We start from the raw sequence: 17,948 nt of genomic DNA on the forward strand, positions 1-17,948 counted from the left end.
GTACGCGGGCGGCGGCCGCGTCGCAGCCGTCGGTGCCGCTCGCCGACTCCGCACCGCCGGCCTACGGGTCGCCGCCGCCGCCGCCCGCGTACCCCTCGGCGCCCGCCTACTCCTCCGCGCCCGGCCACCCCGCCGCCTACGCGGCCGCTCCGGCGCCCGTCGTCCCCCGCACGCTGAGCCTCGTCGGGATGATCCTCGGCATCGTCGGCCTGGTCATCACGCTCTTCGCCGCCGGTTTCGGCTTCCTGCTGTCGGCTCCGGCCGTCGTGCTCGGCTTCCTCGGACGCCGGCGCGAGCCGGCCGCGCGCGGCTTCGCGCTGACCGCGATCATCACCGGGTTCGCCGGCATCGCCGTCTCGCTGATCTACCTGGCGGTCTTCCTCGTCTTCGTCGTGGTCGCCCTCGCCGCCGGCACCTCCGGCTACTGAGCCGGCGCGGGCCGCTCGACGCGCTCCGCGAGCAGCGCGCGGTGGCGCCCGGCGATCCGCGTCAGGATCAGCACCGCGCTGCCGGTGCCGGAGAGGCCCAGCCGCTTGCGGAAGCGGGCGGGGTCGACGTCCACCCCGCGCTTCTTGATCTCGAGCACGCCGATGCCGCGGGTGCGCAGCTCTTTCGCCAGCGTGCGCTCGTCCAGCGGCAGCTCGGCGAGGACCCGGAAGCTGCGGAGGAAGGGCGAGGCGGCCGCATCGTTGCCCGTCAGATAGGCGATGCCGGGCGAGAGCATCCGCGAGCCGCTGGAGCGCGCGAGCTCGCCCAGGAGGCGCGCGCGGATCGCGGAGCCGTCCGGCTCGTGCACGAACGCGCCGAGGGGGCCGACCTCCTCGTCCTCGCTGTCGCCCGCCGCGGTGAGCTCGGAGGAGCCGGTCGCGCCGAGCAGCAGAGCGGAGCGGCGCACGCCCGGGCGCGCCAGAGAACCGAACCAGAGCCCGGTCTCGACCAGCTCCCCGTCGACCGAGACCCACTGCGCCTCGGCGTCCCGCGGCAGGCGCTCGCGGTCGAAGCCGGGACCCACCTTCACGCCCACGGGACGATGCTCGGCCAGGCCGAACGCGAAGTCGAGCGAGGGGGAGTAGTCGTCCGGATCGTCGAGCCGGCGGGTCTCGCGGTGGCCCGCCGTGCGGCGTGCCGGGTCCAGGTAGACGGCGTCGAAGCCGTCGAGGTCGAAGGCCTCGGCCGTCGAGTGCACGGCGCTCGCCGCGGGGAACGGGGCGAGGTTGAAGCTGGCCAGGGTCGCGGTGACCTCGTCGGCCTCGACGGCGGTGACCGCCAGGTCGATCGCGGCCATCGCGAGGGCGTCGCCGCCGATCCCGCTGCCGAGGTCGGCGACGCGCGCCGCTCCCGCCGCGGCGAACCGGCCGGCGTGCAGGGCGGCGACGCGCAGCCGCGTCGCCTGCTCGAGTCCCGCGTCCGTGAAGAGCATCGAGCGGGCGAACTCTCCGAACTTCGCCTCCGCCTTCTGCCGGAGCCTCGCCTGGGTGAGCACCGCGGCGACGAGGACGGGGGAGTGGCCGGCGGCCCGGAGGCGTGCCACGGCCCGCACCAGGTCGTCGGACCGGTAGCCGTCGAGGGAGTCGAGGAGCCGGAGGCCCTCGGGGGAGAGGAGCTCGACCAGCTCGTCGCGTCGCATCCGGCCATGGTAGGCCACGGCCTCCCGGCGGGTCCGCCGCCCCGCTTGGCACTCTGATTGCACGAGTGCCAGCGGAGCCCCTACGATGGATCTAGCACTCTCGGAGCGTGTGTGCCAGAACCGCGTTCCGCCCACATCGTCGTCAAGAAAGAGGTCAACCGTGTCGGTGTCCATCAAGCCGCTCGAAGATCGCATCGTCATCAAGCAGGTCGAGGCGGAGCAGGTGACCGCTTCCGGTCTCGTCATCCCCGATACCGCCAAGGAGAAGCCGCAGGAGGGCGAGGTCTTCGCCGTCGGACCCGGTCGCATCGACGACAACGGCAACCGCGTGCCGCTCGACGTCGCCGTCGGCGACAAGGTGATCTACTCCAAGTACGGCGGAACCGAGGTCAAGTTCGGTGGCGAGGACCTGCTGGTCCTCTCCGCTCGCGACGTCCTCGCGGTCGTCGTCCGCTAGGCAGCATCCCTCGGAAGGGCCCGTCGACCTCGGTCGGCGGGCCCTTCCGTCGTTCCCGGTCCTCCTCGCGACCAGTGGCCTGATCCGCCCGCTGCGGGGCCGTCCTCCCACCCCGCGCCTGCGTAGCATCGGGGGAGTGACCAGCTCCCGCACCCCTGCCGAGGCCGTCTCGCCGTCCCCTTCGGACGTGCCCGTCGGCGAAGGAGTGGAGGCGCTCGGAGCGGCGGGACGCCCGGGCGGGATGTCCGGCACGGGGCTGCTGTTCGCGTTCTCGGCCTACCTGCTCTGGGGTGCGATGCCCCTCTACTTCATCGCGATGGCGCCGGCCTCGCCGTTCGAGATCGTCGCGTTCCGGGTGCTCTTCTCGCTCGTCTTCTGCGTGATCCTGCTCACGGTCCTCCGCGGCTGGCGCTCCTTCGGCGCGCTGCTGCGCCGCCCCCGCCTGCTCGGCGTGATGGCGATCGCGGGCGTGCTCATCTACGTCAACTGGCAGGTCTACGTGATCGCCACGACCACGGGCCACGTCATCGAGGCGGCCCTGGGCTACTTCATGAACCCGCTGGTCACGGTGCTGCTGGGCGTCCTGGTGCTGCGCGAGCGCCTCCGGCCCCTGCAGTGGGCCGCGATGGGTGTCAGCGCGGTCGCGGTGCTGGTCATCGCGGTGGACTACGGATCCTTCCCGTGGATCTCGCTCGCCCTCGCCTTCTCGTTCGGCCTCTACGGCCTGGTGAAGAGCCGCGTCGGCGGCACGGTGGACGCGGTCGGCGGGCTGACGCTCGAGACGCTCTGGCTGACGCCGCTCGCCGTGGTGCAGCTGGCGGTCGTCGGCTCCACGGTGGGGCTGACCCTGACGACGGAGGGGACGGGGCACGCCCTCATCCTCGCCTCGGCCGGGATCGTCACGGCCGTCCCGCTGCTCCTGTTCGCGGGCGCCGCCCGGCGCCTCCCGCTGTCGATCGTCGGCTTCGTGCAGTACCTGACGCCGTTCCTGCAGTTCCTCGTCGGGGCCTTCGTCCTGCACGAGGAGATGCCGCTCGAGCGCTGGATCGGCTTCGCGCTGGTGTGGGCCGCCCTGGCGATCTTCTCAGGCGACCTCGTCGCCGCGGAGCGCAGACGGCGCCGATCCTCCGTCTGATCTGCGGAACGCGTCGTCCTGGCGCGGCGCGACAGCGGAATGGTAACGATCCGGTCGCGAAACGTATTGGTAACACCCCTGTATTGTTCACGGCTGCTTCGAAGGTTAGGTTGGCCGAGCGGTTGCCACCGGCGCCGCTCCCACTGACACACACCTCTCAAGGAGCAACATGGGCGTTTACGCGAAGGCCGGCTCGGCCCGCGCGCGGTCCCTCCGGGCAACCCTCGGCGGCGTCGCCATTCTGGGCGCCAGCGCTCTCGTCCTCGCCGGCTGCGCCGGCGGCGGCGACAGCGGATCGAGCGGCGACAGCGGCTCGGGCGACCTGTCCCTCAAGATCGGCACGATCCTCCCGCAGACCGGCACCCTCGCCGTCCTCGGCCCGCCCGAGATCGCGGGCGTCGACCAGGCGGTCGTCGACATCAACGACGCCAAGGCCGGCATCACGATCGACGTGGAGCAGAAGGACTCGGGCGACACCACGACCGACATCGCGACGCAGTCGGCCACGTCCCTCATCGCCGACAACGTCTCCGCCATCATCGGCGCGGCGTCCTCGGGCGTCTCGAAGACCTTCATCGACCAGGTGACCCAGGCGGGCGTCGTCCAGATCTCGCCGGCCAACACCTCGCCGGACTTCACGACCTACGACGACGACGGCTACTACTGGCGCACCGCTCCCTCGGACGTGCTCCAGGGCCGCATCCTCGGCAACAAGATCCTCGGCGACGGCAAGACCAACGTCTCGATCCTGTACATGAACGACGCGTACGGCACCGGCCTCGAGAAGAACATCAAGGAGACCCTCGAGGCGGGCGGAGCATCCGTCGCGGCGGAGGAGATCTTCGAGCCGGCCTCGACCGACTTCAACTCGGCGCTGACCTCGGTCCTCGCCCCGAACCCCGACGCGCTGGTCGTCATCTCGTTCGACGAGATCAAGACCATCGCGGAGCAGCTCTCGGCCAAGGGCTTCGACTTCTCGAAGCTCTACGGCACGGACGGCAACTACGGCGTCATCGGCGAGTCCGACACCAACGTCGACATCGCCGGCGCCCAGTTCACCAACCCGGGCGTCCAGGCGTCCGAGGACTTCCAGGGCAAGCTGCAGTCGCTCGTCGAGTCGCAGGGCAACGACGCGCTGACCGTGTTCAGCTACGCGCCGGAGTCGTACGACGCCACGGTCCTGACCGCTCTCGCCGCGCTCCAGGGCAAGGCGACGGACGGTGCGACCATCCGCGACAACCTCATGTCGGTCTCGGAGGGCGGCACCAAGTGCACGACCTTCGCCGACTGCGCGAAGCTCATCGCCGACGGCGAGGACGTCGACTACGACGGCCTCTCCGGCCCGATCTCGTTCGACGAGAACGGCGACACCAGCGAGGCCTCGGTCTCGATCTACAAGTACGGCACGGGCAACACCACCTCCTTCGAGGAGACCGTCGAGGGTTCGCTGAACTGACGACGCGGTGACGCGGCTCCTGCCGCATCCCTGAGGGGCTCGGTCTTCGGACCGGGCCCCTCCGCCGTTCCCGGAGCGAAGAGCAGGAGACGCGCCGGTCGTGCGGACGCAGCGAGGCGCGGCGGTCGTCCGGGAGGGTGGCCGCTGTCGGGTGCGGGCGGACGGCTCCGCGGCGTCCAGGGCCCGGCGTGGCGTCGAGGAGCCACCCGGGAGGAGGAGCGGCTCTGACGGCCTGTACGCGCCTCCGAGCGCCTCTCCCGGCCTCGAGGGGGCGCCCTGCCGAACCGCGGGCGGGAGCGACGACGTCGAGCGGGAACGCAGAAGCGCGCGCCCTCCAGTGGGAGGACGCGCGCTCGTGGAGTGCGGAGGGCCTAGGAGGCGCGGAGCAGCTCCGCCTCCTGCGCCAGGCGGTACGTGACGAAGGAACGGCTGTAGTTGCGGCGCTTGCCGCCGGTGGTCTCGGCGATGACGACCTGGGCGTAGACGCCGACGACGCGCCAGCGCTCGTAGTCGCCGATCGCACCGGTGCCGAAGCCGGCTCCGAGTTCCACAGGGGCGGGGGTGTATCTCTTCATGGTCGGCTCCTTCGAGGCGGACGACGCGGCGCTCGAGGCGCTGCGGGGAGGGGAGGAGATCGGCGGCCGATCGCGGTCCCTACCGGGGGAGAGGGGAGCGGGACGTCCCCCTGCAGGGCTGTCCCGTGTACCCAAAACTACGGCAGGCAGGGCGATATCCTGTCCCCCTCGTGGGTGTCGCTGGTGCGGAGAGACTCTCGCTGTCCTGCCCTCGTCCCGCGGACAGGAGACCGAGGGTCTGGCCCGCCGTTCCGCCGACTTCCCGGGGGTTCGGCGGGCATCGCGGAGAGACCGGTGAAGGCCTGTCCGCGCCGGGAGAGCGGCCCCCCCCCGCCTCCCTTCTGCGGCACCCCGTGCCGGCGCGTCTCCGGGCACCGAGCCGCCTGCCTTCCCGCCCTGCTCGGAGTGGTCTCCGAGCCGCCCGGCGCCCTGCGCGAGCGGCCCCGCCTCCGCCCCGGAGCCGCACCGGCCCCTCGGCCCGCTCGCGCCCGCTCCGCGCCCCGGCAACGACGAAGGGCCCGCCGTCCGGAGACGACGGGCCCTTCGCAGCGGGGGTCAGCCGCCGACGGTCGGGGTGCTCGTGGTGACCTCGTTGGTCGTCGCGAGCGTGCCCAGGTAGAGCTCGATGACCTTCGGATCGTTCATCAGCTCCCGGCCCGCGCCCTCGTAGGCGTCGCGGCCCTGGTCGAGGACGTAGCCGCGGTCGCAGATCTGCAGCGCCCGCCGCGCGTTCTGCTCGACGATCATGATCGAGACGCCCGCGCGGTTGATCCGCTGCACGTTGACGAAGGTCTCGTCCTGCCGCATCGGGGACAGGCCGGCGCTGGGCTCGTCGAGCAGCAGCATCGACGGGTCCATCATCAGAGCCCGCGACATCGCCACCATCTGGCGCTCACCGCCCGAGAGCGACCCCGAGCGCTGCTTGAGCCGCTTGCTGAGCTCCGGGAAGAGCTCGGTGACGAACTCGAGCCGCTCCTTGTACAGCTTCGGCTTCTGGTACATGCCCATCTCGAGGTTCTCCTCGATGGTGAGCGACGGGAAGACGTTGTTGTTCTGCGGCACGAAGCCCACGCCCTTGGACACCAGCTTGTCGGCCTTGAGGCCGGTGATGTCCTCGCCGTTCAGCAGGACGGTGCCCTGGCGGATGTTGACCAGGCCGAACATCGCCTTCAGCAGCGTCGACTTGCCTGCACCGTTCGGGCCGATGATCCCGACGAGCTCGCCGCGCTTCACGTAGACGTTCGAGCCGTTGAGGATGTTGACCCCCGGCACGTAGCCCGCGTGCAGATCGTGCGTCTCGAGGGTGTTCGGAGTCGTCGTGTCGGCGGTCATCTCTCGTCCTTCTCGAATTCGACGGCCGGGGCGTCGGTCGTCGGGGCGACGCTCGTCGGCGCGGAGGCCGACGGGGACGCCGTTCCGGCCGCCGGAGCGTCGTGGCCGGGCGTCGGGACGCCGGCCTGCTCCGCCTGCCGCTCCACGTCCTCGCGGACGAGGTCGGAGTCCATCTCCTCGGCGATCTCGAGCTGGCCCTCGATCGTGCCCAGGTCGGTGTCGTGGTGCGCGCCGAGGTACGCGTCGATGACGGCCGGGTCGTTCATCACGGTCGAGGGCGGGCCCTCGGCGACGACCTTGCCCTCGGCCATCACGATCACCCAGTCGGCGATCGTGTTGACCATGTGCATGTCGTGCTCGACGAAGAGCACGGTCATGCCCTCGTCCTTCAGGTTCACGATGTGACCCAGGAGCGACTGCGTCAGCGCCGGGTTCACGCCGGCCATCGGCTCGTCGAGCATGACGAGCTCGGGCTCCGACATCAGCGCCCGCGCCATCTCGAGCAGCTTCTTCTGGCCGCCCGACAGGCTCGACGCGTAGTCGTCCCGCTTGGTGTCCAGCTTGAACTTCTCGAGCAGGCGGATCGCGCGCTGCTCGATCGAGTCCTCCTCCTTCGACCACAGCGGGCGGATGAGCGAGGTGAAGATGTTCTCGCCCTTCTGCCCCTTCGCGCCGAGCAGCATGTTCTCGAGCACCGTCATGCCGCCGAGCGCCTTGGTGAGCTGGAACGTGCGCACCATGCCCATCCGCGACACCCGGTAGGCCGGGACGTTGGCGAGGTTCTTGCCCTTGAAGTTCCACTTGCCGGTGTTGGGCTTGTCGAAGCCCGTCAGCAGGTTGAAGAACGTGGTCTTTCCGGCCCCGTTCGGGCCGATCAGGGCGGTGATGGATCCGCGGGGGATCTCGAGGTGCTCGACGTCGACCGCGGTCAGGCCGCCGAAGCGGCGGCTGACGTTGTCGGCGACGACGATGGGGTCCTTCTTCCTGACCCCGGGAACGATTGCTTCCTCGGTGATGTCCGAGACCGGCGTCTTAGGCAAAGTGCAGATCCTTCTTCTTGCCGAAGATCCCCTGGGGTCTGAAGATCACCAGGAGCATGAGGGCTACCCCCACCACGATGAACCGGATGGGTCCGGTCTGCACGGTGGTGAGGCGGATGAGGTCGTTGTTGAGGACCCCGGTGTCGATCCCGAGCGTGAGCAGTCCGTCGGTCAGACCGAGGACGACCCAGAAGATGATCGAGCCGACGACGGGTCCGAAGACCGTCGCGGCGCCGCCCAGCAGCATGATCGTGTAGAGGAAGAACGTGAGCTGGGTGCCGTAGTTGTCGGGCTGGAGCGAGCGGGGGAGGATGAACAGCGCTCCTGCGAGGCCTCCAAGCACGCCGCCCAGGATGAGCGCCTGGATCTTGTACGAGAAGACGTTCTTGCCGAGCGAGCGCACGGCGTCCTCGTCCTCGCGGATGCCCTTGATGACGCGGCCCCAGGGGCTGCGCATCAGGAGGAACACCAGGAGGCAGGCCAGGAGCACGAGGCCCCAGCCGACGATCCGCACCCACCACTGGTCCTGGCTGTAGGTGAGGACGCCGATGCCCCAGCGGCCCTCGGGGAGCGGGTTGAGGTCGTTGAACGCCTTCGCCGCGCCGTTGATGCCCTCCGAGCCGCCGGTGATCGCCGAGAACTCGGGGGTCTTGACCGAGAGCCGGATGATCTCCGCCGCCGCGATCGTGACGATCGAGAGGTAGTCGGCCCGCAGCCGCAGCGTCGGGATGCCCAGGATGAGCGCGAAGACGGTCGCCGCGACGATCGTCGCGAGGAAGGAGCCCCAGACGGGCCATTCGAACTTGACCGACGTGATGGCGAAGGCGTAGCCGCCCACTGCCATGAAGCCGGCCTGTCCGAAGTTGAGCAGCCCCGTGAATCCGAAGTGGATGACCAGGCCGATGGTCGCCAGCGCGTACGCGGCGACAGTGGGATCGACGATCTGCCCGATCGCCAGCCAGATGAAGTTGAGGTTCATGGTGTCCTAGCCGATCCGTTCCTTGCGGCCCAGGATTCCCTGCGGCCTGACCAGGAGGATGATGATCATGAGAACGAGCGGAGCCACGTACTTGAGGTTCTCCGGGATCCAGATCGTCGAGATGTTCATCATCAGTCCGATGATGAGCGAGCCGACCAGCGCGCCGTAGGCGGAGCCGAGTCCGCCGAGCGTGATCGCCGCGAAGATCAGCAGCAGGATCGACGCTCCCGTGTCCCAGCGCAGCGACTGGTAGTAGCCGATGTAGACGCCCGCCAGCGCGGCGAGAGCGCCCGACATCACCCAGACGACGCGGATGACGCGCTCGACGTTGATGCCCGAGGCGGAGGCGAGGGCCCGGTTGTCCGAGACCGCCCGCATCGCCTTGCCGATCTTCGTCTTCGTGAGGACGTAGGCCACGGCGACGATGCAGACGACGCCGACGACGGCGCCGACGATGTCGGTGAACTTCAGGCTGATCCCGAGCTCCGGCACCGTGAAGAACGGAGCGGTGCTGTTGGGGAGCGAGAGGCGGTCGGCTCCGAAGAAGAAGACGAACACGTAGCGCAGGGCCAGCGAGAGGCCGATCGTCACGATCATCAGCGGGATGAGCTGGATGCCCTTCTTCCGCAGCGGCTTCCAGAGCAGTCCGTCCTGGACGAAGCCGAAGGCCCCGCCGAGGATCACCGCGATCGGGATGGCCAGCAGCGCCGGGAGTCCGAAGACCCCGGAGAAGAGGTACGCCATCAGCGCCCCGAAGGTGACCAGCTCGCCGTGGGCGAAGTTGTTCAGGCCGGTCACGCCGTAGATCAGCGAGGCGCCGATCGCCGCGAGGGCGATCAGGAGCCCGAAGATCAGGCCGGTGACGACCTTCGGCCAGAAGATGATCCAGAACGTGTCGGCCGACACCGGCTGGTTCACCGCGTTGGACGTCCCGTCGGGGTTCGTCGCGTCGTTGCCGGTCGTGCCCTCGGTCGCGGGGCTCGTCGGAGCCGCGGAGTCCGTCGGGACCGGGACGGTCGCTCCGGAGCCCTTCGGGTTGGCCGTCGAGACGATGAAGTTCACGATCTGGTTCTGCGAGGCGACGATCTTCACCTGCTTCGGGTTCTGACCCGCGGCGGGGTAGCCCTTGTCGGCGGGCAGGGACTCCTCGTCGACGGTCACCGTGTAGGTGCCCGCGGCGTCGAGGGGGAACGTGGCCCGGCCGTCCTCGCCGGTGGTCACGGTCGCGGAGGCGTCGCCGCCGATCTCGACGGTCACCCCCGTCAGGTTCTCGTTCGTCCCCTGCACGCGGACCCAGGCGATGATCGACTGGTCGGCGGTGGTGGCGGCGAGTGCGGCGGGGGCCGCGGCGGCGATCCCGGTGAGGGTCGCGGCGAGCAGACCCAGGGCCAGGAGCCGGTCTCGGAGCCTCGGGCGTCTCCTATCCACGGGGCGCCTCCCGGTCCGTCGGATGCAGGGTCGTCGAGCGCTGGCGGCGCATCGAACGGCTGGCTGTGAGCAAGACGTCTACCTCTCGTCAGGGTGCACAGACGGATGGGGTCTCCGGGCACGCCCGAATCGCCGTCGTCAAACAACGTTGGTTGACCATACGTTCCGCATGTGTCGGCGGTGTTTCACCGTCCGCACTTACGCGTGACGACATTATGAGGGAGAGGAGAGCGCTCCAGCGCCCATCCGCGGCCCGGCGGCCGCGCCGTCGAGGAATACCGCGGGCCCTGCGGCGCTTAAGATCGAACAACCGTGGCGCTCGTGAGCGGACTCCTCCCGTCCTCTCCGGGCTCCCGCACTCGACCTGCTAAGGGGCATTGATGGACCAGCCGGATCCCTTCGGATTCCTCGGACTCACCTACGACGACGTCATGCTCCTCCCGGGGCACACCGACGTCATCCCGAGCGAGGCCGACACGGCCTCCCGTCTCACCAAGCGCATCAGCGTGGCGACCCCGCTGCTCTCCGCGGCGATGGACACCGTCACCGAGGCGCGCATGGCGATCGCGATGGCCCGCCAGGGCGGCCTCGGCGTCCTGCACCGCAACCTCTCCATCGCCGACCAGGCCGACCAGGTCGACCGGGTGAAGCGGAGCGAGTCGGGCATGGTCTCGAACCCCGTCACCACCACCCCGGACGCCACCGTCGCCCAGGTCGACGACCTCTGCGGCCAGTACCGGATCAGCGGCCTCCCCGTCGTCGACTCGACCGGCGTGCTCGTGGGCATCATCACCAACCGCGACATGCGCTTCGTCTCGCCGTTCGAGAAGGCGACCACGCTCGTCCGCGACGTGATGACCAGCACCGGCCTGATCACGGGCCGCGTCGGCATCCCCGACAGCGAGGTCATCGCCCTCTTCGCGCAGCACAAGATCGAGAAGCTGCCGCTGGTCGACGCGCAGGGCAAGCTCGCCGGCCTCATCACGGTCAAGGACTTCGACAAGTCGGAGCAGTACCCCAACGCCACGAAGGACGACGAGGGCCGCCTCCGGGTCGGCGCCGCGATCGGCTTCTTCGGCGACGCCTGGCAGCGCGCCACCGCCCTGCTCGACGCGGGCGTCGACGTGATCGTCGTCGACACCGCCAACGGCGACTCCGCCGGCGTGCTCGACATCATCCGCCGCCTGAAGTCCGACTCCGCGTTCGCCGGCGTCGACGTCATCGGCGGCAACGTCGCGACCCGCTCCGGGGCGCAGGCCCTCGTCGACGCGGGCGCCGACGCCATCAAGGTCGGCGTCGGCCCCGGCTCGATCTGCACCACCCGCGTCGTCGCCGGCGTCGGAGTCCCGCAGGTCACCGCGGTCTACGAGGCGTCCCTCGCCGCGCGCGAGTCCGGCGTCCCCGTCATCGCCGACGGCGGCCTCCAGTACTCCGGCGACATCGCCAAGGCGCTCGTCGCCGGCGCCGACACCGTGATGCTCGGCTCTCTCCTCGCGGGCTGCGAGGAGAGCCCCGGCGACCTCGTGTTCCAGAACGGCAAGCAGTTCAAGACCTACCGCGGCATGGGCTCCCTCGGCGCCCTGCAGACCCGCGGCGAGCGGACCTCCTACTCGAAGGACCGCTACTTCCAGTCCGACGTGCCCACCGACGACAAGCTGATCGCCGAGGGCATCGAGGGCCAGGTGCCCTATCGCGGCCCGCTCGCGAACGTGGCGTACCAGCTCGCCGGCGGGCTCCGCCAGTCGATGTTCTACGTCGGAGCGCGCACCATCCCCGAGCTGAAGGAGCGCGGGAAGTTCGTGCGCATCACGGCGGCCGGGCTGAAGGAGTCGCACCCGCACGATGTGCAGATGGTGGTGGAGGCGCCGAACTACCGGCGCTGAAGGGTCTGGTGGGGGCCGGCGGCGGATCGGGATCGCGGCCCCTCTGCCCGATGGGCCTGCGGCCCATACGCCCACCACGCCGGAGGGGCCGCGATCCCGATCCGCCGCCTCCCTCCGGGAGACGAGCACCGGTCCTCGGCTGAGGGGCGGGGGACGCAGCGCGAGCGGCGCGAGGCGCCGCCGCGACTGCGGGGGGAGGCTTCCGCCTGTGCCGACGGGGGAGTGGTCGTGCGCCGCGCGCGAGCGCGACGGAGTGGGGACGGGCTTCCCGCGTTGCAGCGAATCGTGGTGGCGGCCGCGCTGGCTCCACCTGCTGGTGGTGTGCGCCCGCTCGCGTCGATCGCGGCCTGGTGCGGAGCCCGGTGGGAGCGGTAGCCGGTGATCCGCGTTCCAGCGGATCGTCGTAGCGCGGACGCGACCCGCTCTTCCGAATGGACCCGCCCGCTCGGGCCGACCGCGGGCGAGCGACGAGCGAGCCACGGCTGACGCCGCTCAGCGGGAATCGGCGATCCGCGTGCGAGCGGATCGTCGTAGCGCGGACGCGGGACGCTCTGCGGAACGCGACCGCCCGCTCGGGCCGACCGCGGGCGAGCGGCGAGCGGCGAGCGGAGCGAGGAGCGAGCCACGGCTGACGCCGCTCAGCGGTAACCGGCGATCCGCGTGCGAGCGGATCGTCGTAGCGCGGACGCGAGACGCTCTTGGGAACGCGACCGCCCGCTCGGGCCGACGGCGGGCGAGCGACGAGCGAAGCGAGGAGCGAGCCACAGTAAACTCTGCGTCATGGAGATCGAGATCGGGCGCGCCAAGCGCGCCCGCCGCGCGTACGCCTTCGACGACATCGCCGTCGTCCCGAGCCGCCGGACGCGCGACCCCGAGGTCGTGTCGGTGAAGTGGTCGATCGACGCGTACCAGTTCGCGACGCCGATCCTCGCCGCGCCGATGGACTCGGTGGTGTCGCCGGCGACGGCGATCCGGCTCGGGCATCTGGGGGCGCTGGGCGTCCTCGACCTGGAGGGCCTGTGGACGCGGTACGAGGACCCGGAGCCGCTGCTCGAGGAGATCCGCAGGCTTCCGGCCGAGACCGCGACGCAGCGGATGCAGGAGATCTACTCCGCTCCGATCCGCCCCGAGCTGGTGACCGCGCGCCTGGCCGAGATCCGCGCCGCGGGCGTGACCGTCGCCGGGGCCCTGTCGCCCCAGCGGACCGCGGAGCTCTACCAGACCGTCGTCGACGCCGGGGTCGACGTGTTCGTCATCCGCGGCACGACCGTCTCGGCCGAGCACGTCTCGCGCGCTACCGAGCCGCTGAACCTCAAGAAGTTCATCTACGAGCTCGATGTGCCCGTCATCGTCGGCGGCGCCTCCACCTACACCGCGGCCCTGCACCTCATGCGCACGGGCGCCGCGGGTGTCCTCGTCGGGTTCGGCGGCGGTGCCGCCTCCACCACTCGCACGACGCTCGGCATCCAGGCTCCGATGGCGACCGCGGTCGCCGATGTCGCCGGCGCTCGCCGCGACTACCTCGACGAGTCGGGCGGACGCTACGTGCACGTCATCGCGGACGGCGGCCTCGGCACCTCCGGCGACATCGTGAAGGCCGTCGCGGTGGGCGCGGACGCCGTGATGCTCGGCTCGGCGCTGGCGCGCGCGACCGACGCTCCGGGCGGCGGCTGGCACTGGGGCGCGGAGGCGCACCACCCGCAGCTGCCGCGAGGCCGCCGCGTCGAGGTCGGCACCGTCGGCACCCTCGAGCAGGTCCTCTACGGCCCGGCGACCGGCGCCGACGGCACGGCGAACCTCATCGGCGCCCTGCGCCGCTCGATGGCGACGACCGGCTACTCCGACCTCAAGGAGTTCCAGCGGGTCGAGGTCGTCGTCGCGCCGTACCAGCCCAGCTGACGCTCACTGACCGAGGCGATCCTGACCGTCGAGGCCGCCGCGAACAGCGGGCTCCCTCGACGGCCCGGGGGTCCGTCGACGCGGCGGACGCGGGCCCGGGTCGGCCGGACGATCAGCGGGCGGGCATCGCAGGCCTCGCGTCGGCCCCAGCGGACGACGCTGCGGACCCGATCCTCCCGGCAATTCACGGCGAGAAGCACGTGCTCGGGCGAGCGGTCCCGGAGGAACGCCGGGGCGATTCGGATCGACGGCGGTCTGCGCCAGATCCGAGACGGCGCGTCCGTCGATCAGTGCGGGTGGGGGCGGACGCGCGCTCCGCGACGCCGTTCCACGTCCGGCTGCCCAGGTCAGTCGCCCCTCGACATGCACGGTCTCCGCGAGCGGCTCGACCAAGGGGCGTCCCGGACCGCCGCCGCCGACTCGCGGAGGACGAAGGGCGCGCTCCAGGTCGCGGCCACGGCGTCGATCCGCGCCCGCTGCCGCTCGTCCGCGGAGGCCCCCGCCCACTCGCCGGTCCGCGCGTACCGCGGCGCAGCCGCACGGACTCGTCCGACCGGCGGCACGCCCCGTCTCGACAGATCCCCACTGCACGCTTCCGCCCCCCTTCCCTCCCTCCGCTCCCTCTGTGGAGACTCCCCCCACCACCTGTGGGCAGCGAGGGAACGCAGGACCGCCGAGCCGGCCGGGAACCGCGGGATCCCTCGACGGGTCGGGGTTCCCTCGGCAGGAGGGCTCCGCACGCGCCTAAGCTGGAAGTCCCGAGTGGGAGCGCCGCACGGCGCGGAGGGAGCACGCATGGTCGAGGTCCGCAGGGTCAAACTGCCCGGTGTCGGCGTTCTGCACACGTTCCTGACGGCCGACGGCGGCAAGGTCGGCGTCATCGCCCACCGCTCCGGCCACAGCGACCTGATCACGTTCGCCGAGGGCGACCAGGACGGCGCCAAGGTGTCGCTCCGCCTGAGCGACGACGAGGCGCACACCCTCGCCGAGCTCCTCGGCGGCACGCAGATCACGGAGTCGCTGACCGCGCTCGACCAGATCCCGGGCCTCTCGATCGACTGGTTCACCGTCGACTACGACGACCACATCGCCGGACAGCAGCTCGGCAAGCCCGCCGACCGCGGGATCGTCGGGCTGACCGTCGTCGCCGTGGTCCGGGGCGACGCCGCCAATCCGGCGCCGGCCCCCGACTTCCGCGTCTTCCCCGGCGACACCCTCGTGGTCGCCGGCAGCCCCGAGAAGGTCGCCAAGGCGTTCGCGTTCTTCCGCACCGGCAGCTTCGCCAAGACGGTCGACGCCCCGCCCGGAGCCTGAGGATGCACCACGGCGAAGACCTCATCGTCCTCGGCGTCCTGTTCGTCGTCGCCTACGTCCTCGGCCGGCTGGGGAGGACGATCGGGCTCCCGGCCATCCCGATCTACATGGTCGTCGGGCTCCTCGCGAGCCCGAACTTCCACCTCTTCCCACTCGACTTCGAGTCGAGCTACATCGAGCTGACCGCGGTCTTCGGGCTGATCCTGCTGCTGTTCAATCTCGGCCTGGAGTTCGACCAGGACGAGTTCTTCGGGAACGCCGGCCGTCTGATCCTCTCCGGCGGCTCCTACATCGCGGTCAACATGGCCGTCGGCCTCGGCTTCGGCTTCGCGCTGGGCTGGGGGAGCCGCGAGGCGCTGATCATCGCCGGCATCACGGCGACGAGCTCGAGCGCGATCGTCACCAAGCTGCTGATCGAGCTCAAGCGCCTGGCGAACCCCGAGACGCCGATGATCCTGGGCGTCACGGTCGTCGAGGACATCTTCATCGCGGTCTACCTGGCGATCGTGTCCGTCGTGCTCTCGGGCGAGACGGAGCCGTGGCCGGTGGTGCTCAAGCTCGTCATCGCGTTCGCGTTCCTCGTGGTGATGTTCGCGATCGCCCGCTGGGGCGGGAAGGTCGTCTCCCGCTTCTTCCGCACTCGCGACGACGAGCTGTTCACGATCCTGTTCTTCGGTCTCGCCATCCTGTTCGGCGGCATCGGCGAGGTCCTCGGAGTGACGGACGCCATCGGCGCGTTCCTGATCGGACTGGTCATCGGAGCGACGCGGTTCCGGTCGAGGGTCGAGCACATCGCGATCCCGCTGCGTGACGTGTTCGGAGCCTTCTTCTTCGTCAACTTCGGTCTCGGGCTGGATCCCGGCGCGTTCCCGAGCGTCGTGGTCCCGGTGCTGATCGCCGCGGTGATGACCATCGTCCTGAACCTCGGCGCGGGGCAGTTCGTCGCGTGGCTCAACAAGCTCGGACCGCGCGCGGGCCTGAACGCGGCGTTCATCCTGCACAACCGCGGCGAGTTCGCGCTCATCCTGGCGACGCTCTCGCTCTCGGCGGGGCTCGACGAGCGGATCCAGCCCTTCGCCGGCCTCTACGTGCTGATCATGGCGATCGTCGGGCCGATCCTCGCCTCGCGCTCCGAGAGCATCGGCGCGTTCCTCTCGCGGCGGCGGCAACGCCCGGCACCCGCAGCGGCCACGGCCATGGACGAGGAGGACTTCGCGCTCGTGGAGGCGGCGATGGCCGCGCCCGCCGTCTCCGCGGAGGAGGTTCCCGCTCCTCCGAGGCGCCCCGCGGAGCCGGACGAGCTCGACGACGAGTTCCCCGATCCGATGCGCCAGGCGCTCATCGACCAGGCGATGCAGCAGTCCGACGGTGCCGACGACGCCCGGCCCCGCCGCCCGAGGGAGCCCGACTACTGATCCCACGGAGCTCCCACACTCACGGGTTAGGCTCGATCCGGCCCGCGGGACACCGCACGGATCGAGGGCGGACGAGGGACGAATGACGCAGAGCACGGTCGGGCAGGTGGCCCGGCGCCCGCGCTGGATCGCCGCGCTGGCGCTCGCACTCCTGATCGCCGGGCTCTTCGCCGCGCTCGGGCAGTGGCAGGTCGGCCGCGCGGTCGAAGCCGCCGCGCCCGACTCCGGAGTGTCGGAGACGACGCTCCCGCTCGCCGAGGTCGCGACCCCCTCCCGCTCGATCACGGCGACCGCCGACGGACAGCGCGTGGAGGGCTCGTCCGTCTTCGTGCCGGGCGGTGCCGAGATCCTCGGCGGCCGCCTGAACGGCGAGCAGCCGGGCTGGTGGGTCATCGCCCGCACCCGCACCGCCGACGCCGACCTGGTGCTCGCCTACGGCTGGACGCAGGACGAAACGCAGGCGCAGTCCGTCGCGGACGCGCTCAACAGCGGGAGCGAGCAGGCGCCCTCCTCCTTCACCGGCCGCCTCGTGGCCAACGAGGCCGCGGAGGCGCCGGCGGAGGGCCTGGACCCCGCCACCCTCACCGCGCTCTCCGTCCCCGCGCTGATCAACCGCTGGCCGGATCCGCCGCAGGACGTCTACCAGGGTTACGTCGTCGTCGACGAGCCGGTCGCCGGCCTCGGGGCCATCGACTCCCCGGCGCGCGTGAGCGACGTCTCGCTGAACTGGCTCAACGTCTTCTACGCGATCGAGTGGGTCGTCTTCGCCGGCTTCGCCCTCTACCTCTGGTTCCGCCTCGTCAAGGACGCGTGGGAGCGCGAGGCAGAGGAGGCGCTCGACGCCGAGGAGCGCGCCCGCGCCGACCTGGGCGACCGGGCCGAGGCCCCCGCCCCCGCACCGTAAACTGGTCGTCATGCCCCTCGAGCCCAAGCCCGCGCAGTTCCCTGCGATCCGGAGCGCGCTGCGCTTCTACCGGGTGACCTCGATCATCACCGGCGTGATGCTGCTCCTGCTCTGCGCGGAGATGCTCCTCAAGTACGTCTTCCACCTCGAGCTGTTCGCCTTCGGCCAGCAGGGCGTCCTGCACTTCGCCCCGATGTACGAGGTGCCCGGAGGCGAGTTCACGTCGAGCGGCACCGGCGCGAACCTGTCCACCGGCATCCTGATCGCGCACGGCTGGTTCTACGTCGTCTACCTCTTCGCCGACTTCCGCCTGTGGAGCCTCATGCGCTGGCCGTTCACGCGCTTCGTGCTCATCGCGCTCGGCGGCGTGGTGCCCACCCTCTCCTTCTTCGTCGAGTCCCGCATCGCCCGCGAGGTCGAGCAGTACCTCGAGCGCCGGACCGCCGGCACCGACCCGAAGACCCCGACCGACTCCGTGGAGGCCCCCCATTAGCGAGCAGCCCA

General features: G+C 70.8%; 15 protein-coding genes and 1 pseudogene. 10 read left to right on the forward strand and 6 right to left on the reverse strand.

Annotation, left to right across the window (positions count from 1 at the left end; all coding sequences use genetic code 11):
• Window positions 1–428 (forward strand): annotated as a pseudogene (locus tag C5C57_RS18200) (hypothetical protein); the annotation flags it as partial.
• Here C5C57_RS18200 and C5C57_RS14140 read toward each other — a convergent pair.
• Window positions 422–1,627 carry an SAM-dependent methyltransferase gene (locus C5C57_RS14140; RefSeq protein WP_104297755.1) on the reverse strand — a complete coding sequence of 402 codons (1,206 nt, stop codon included), beginning with the start codon at window positions 1,625–1,627 and terminating at the stop codon, window positions 422–424. The pseudogene C5C57_RS18200 and the gene C5C57_RS14140 sit on opposite strands and share 7 nt — an antisense overlap.
• A gap of 160 nt (window positions 1,628–1,787) precedes the next feature.
• On the opposite strand from C5C57_RS14140, the gene groES reads away from it, so the two are divergent.
• From groES to C5C57_RS14155, 3 genes are all read left to right on the forward strand, one after another.
• Window positions 1,788–2,084: a co-chaperone GroES gene (gene groES / locus C5C57_RS14145; RefSeq protein WP_104297756.1), complete on the forward strand. Its 297-nt coding sequence runs from the start codon at window positions 1,788–1,790 to the stop codon at window positions 2,082–2,084.
• Between the two features lie 241 nt (window positions 2,085–2,325).
• Window positions 2,326–3,219, forward strand: a complete 894-nt coding sequence (rarD, locus tag C5C57_RS14150) for an EamA family transporter RarD (RefSeq protein WP_104297757.1) — start codon at window positions 2,326–2,328, stop codon at window positions 3,217–3,219.
• A 169-nt stretch (window positions 3,220–3,388) separates the two neighbouring features.
• Window positions 3,389–4,675, forward strand: a complete 1,287-nt coding sequence (locus C5C57_RS14155) for an ABC transporter substrate-binding protein (RefSeq protein ID WP_104234163.1) — start codon at window positions 3,389–3,391, stop codon at window positions 4,673–4,675.
• Window positions 4,676–5,046: 371 nt separating this feature from the next.
• On the opposite strand, the gene C5C57_RS14160 is transcribed toward C5C57_RS14155, so the two are convergent.
• The 5 genes from C5C57_RS14160 to C5C57_RS14180 all read right to left on the reverse strand — a co-directional run bounded on the left by C5C57_RS14160 (window position 5,047) and on the right by C5C57_RS14180 (window position 10,029).
• Window positions 5,047–5,250 carry a hypothetical protein gene (locus tag C5C57_RS14160; RefSeq protein WP_146076626.1) on the reverse strand — a complete coding sequence of 68 codons (204 nt, stop codon included), beginning with the start codon at window positions 5,248–5,250 and terminating at the stop codon, window positions 5,047–5,049.
• Between the two features lie 555 nt (window positions 5,251–5,805).
• Window positions 5,806–6,582 (reverse strand): ABC transporter ATP-binding protein, encoded by a 777-nt coding sequence (locus C5C57_RS14165; protein WP_104224729.1) that lies wholly within the window; start codon window positions 6,580–6,582, stop codon window positions 5,806–5,808.
• Window positions 6,579–7,622: an ABC transporter ATP-binding protein gene (locus C5C57_RS14170; protein ID WP_104224730.1), complete on the reverse strand. Its 1,044-nt coding sequence runs from the start codon at window positions 7,620–7,622 to the stop codon at window positions 6,579–6,581. The genes C5C57_RS14165 and C5C57_RS14170 overlap by 4 nt, the downstream gene beginning before the upstream one ends.
• Window positions 7,615–8,601: a branched-chain amino acid ABC transporter permease gene (locus C5C57_RS14175; RefSeq protein ID WP_104224731.1), complete on the reverse strand. Its 987-nt coding sequence runs from the start codon at window positions 8,599–8,601 to the stop codon at window positions 7,615–7,617. The genes C5C57_RS14170 and C5C57_RS14175 overlap by 8 nt, the downstream gene beginning before the upstream one ends.
• A gap of 6 nt (window positions 8,602–8,607) precedes the next feature.
• Window positions 8,608–10,029, reverse strand: a complete 1,422-nt coding sequence (locus C5C57_RS14180) for a branched-chain amino acid ABC transporter permease (RefSeq protein WP_104224732.1) — start codon at window positions 10,027–10,029, stop codon at window positions 8,608–8,610.
• Between the two features lie 380 nt (window positions 10,030–10,409).
• Between C5C57_RS14180 and guaB the strand changes: the two genes are divergently transcribed.
• From guaB to C5C57_RS14215, 6 genes are all read left to right on the forward strand, one after another.
• Complete coding sequence (gene guaB / locus C5C57_RS14185) at window positions 10,410–11,912, forward strand: IMP dehydrogenase (protein WP_104224733.1); 1,503 nt, start codon at window positions 10,410–10,412, stop codon at window positions 11,910–11,912.
• Between the two features lie 780 nt (window positions 11,913–12,692).
• Window positions 12,693–13,811 (forward strand): GuaB3 family IMP dehydrogenase-related protein, encoded by a 1,119-nt coding sequence (locus C5C57_RS14190; protein ID WP_104248095.1) that lies wholly within the window; start codon window positions 12,693–12,695, stop codon window positions 13,809–13,811.
• A gap of 795 nt (window positions 13,812–14,606) precedes the next feature.
• Window positions 14,607–15,125 carry a cation:proton antiporter regulatory subunit gene (locus C5C57_RS14200; RefSeq protein ID WP_068256939.1) on the forward strand — a complete coding sequence of 173 codons (519 nt, stop codon included), beginning with the start codon at window positions 14,607–14,609 and terminating at the stop codon, window positions 15,123–15,125.
• Between the two features lie 2 nt (window positions 15,126–15,127).
• Window positions 15,128–16,540: a cation:proton antiporter gene (locus C5C57_RS14205; protein ID WP_104297758.1), complete on the forward strand. Its 1,413-nt coding sequence runs from the start codon at window positions 15,128–15,130 to the stop codon at window positions 16,538–16,540.
• An 82-nt stretch (window positions 16,541–16,622) separates the two neighbouring features.
• Window positions 16,623–17,444, forward strand: a complete 822-nt coding sequence (locus tag C5C57_RS14210) for an SURF1 family cytochrome oxidase biogenesis protein (protein WP_104238461.1) — start codon at window positions 16,623–16,625, stop codon at window positions 17,442–17,444.
• A gap of 10 nt (window positions 17,445–17,454) precedes the next feature.
• On the forward strand, window positions 17,455–17,937 hold the full coding sequence (locus C5C57_RS14215) for a DUF3817 domain-containing protein (RefSeq protein ID WP_104224737.1): 483 nt from the start codon (window positions 17,455–17,457) through the stop codon (window positions 17,935–17,937).
• Window positions 17,938–17,948 lie beyond the last annotated feature (11 nt).

The sequence above is a fragment of the Rathayibacter sp. AY1C5 genome (assembly GCF_002931705.1).
GTDB lineage: Bacteria > Actinomycetota > Actinomycetes > Actinomycetales > Microbacteriaceae > Rathayibacter.

What these genes read in the sequence shown, in the direction of transcription:
- C5C57_RS14140 (WP_104297755.1), bottom strand. Translation starts at nt 1,627, where the DNA reads ATGCGACGCGACGAGCTGGTCGAGCTCCTCTCCCCCGAGGGCCTCCGG.
- rarD (WP_104297757.1), top strand. Translation starts at nt 2,326, where the DNA reads ATGTCCGGCACGGGGCTGCTGTTCGCGTTCTCGGCCTACCTGCTCTGG.
- C5C57_RS14155 (WP_104234163.1), top strand. Translation starts at nt 3,389, where the DNA reads ATGGGCGTTTACGCGAAGGCCGGCTCGGCCCGCGCGCGGTCCCTCCGG.
- C5C57_RS14160 (WP_146076626.1), bottom strand. Translation starts at nt 5,250, where the DNA reads ATGAAGAGATACACCCCCGCCCCTGTGGAACTCGGAGCCGGCTTCGGC.
- C5C57_RS14165 (WP_104224729.1), bottom strand. Translation starts at nt 6,582, where the DNA reads ATGACCGCCGACACGACGACTCCGAACACCCTCGAGACGCACGATCTG.
- C5C57_RS14175 (WP_104224731.1), bottom strand. Translation starts at nt 8,601, where the DNA reads ATGAACCTCAACTTCATCTGGCTGGCGATCGGGCAGATCGTCGATCCC.
- guaB (WP_104224733.1), top strand. Translation starts at nt 10,410, where the DNA reads ATGGACCAGCCGGATCCCTTCGGATTCCTCGGACTCACCTACGACGAC.
- C5C57_RS14190 (WP_104248095.1), top strand. Translation starts at nt 12,693, where the DNA reads ATGGAGATCGAGATCGGGCGCGCCAAGCGCGCCCGCCGCGCGTACGCC.
- C5C57_RS14200 (WP_068256939.1), top strand. Translation starts at nt 14,607, where the DNA reads ATGGTCGAGGTCCGCAGGGTCAAACTGCCCGGTGTCGGCGTTCTGCAC.
- C5C57_RS14205 (WP_104297758.1), top strand. Translation starts at nt 15,128, where the DNA reads ATGCACCACGGCGAAGACCTCATCGTCCTCGGCGTCCTGTTCGTCGTC.
- C5C57_RS14210 (WP_104238461.1), top strand. Translation starts at nt 16,623, where the DNA reads ATGACGCAGAGCACGGTCGGGCAGGTGGCCCGGCGCCCGCGCTGGATC.
- C5C57_RS14215 (WP_104224737.1), top strand. Translation starts at nt 17,455, where the DNA reads ATGCCCCTCGAGCCCAAGCCCGCGCAGTTCCCTGCGATCCGGAGCGCG.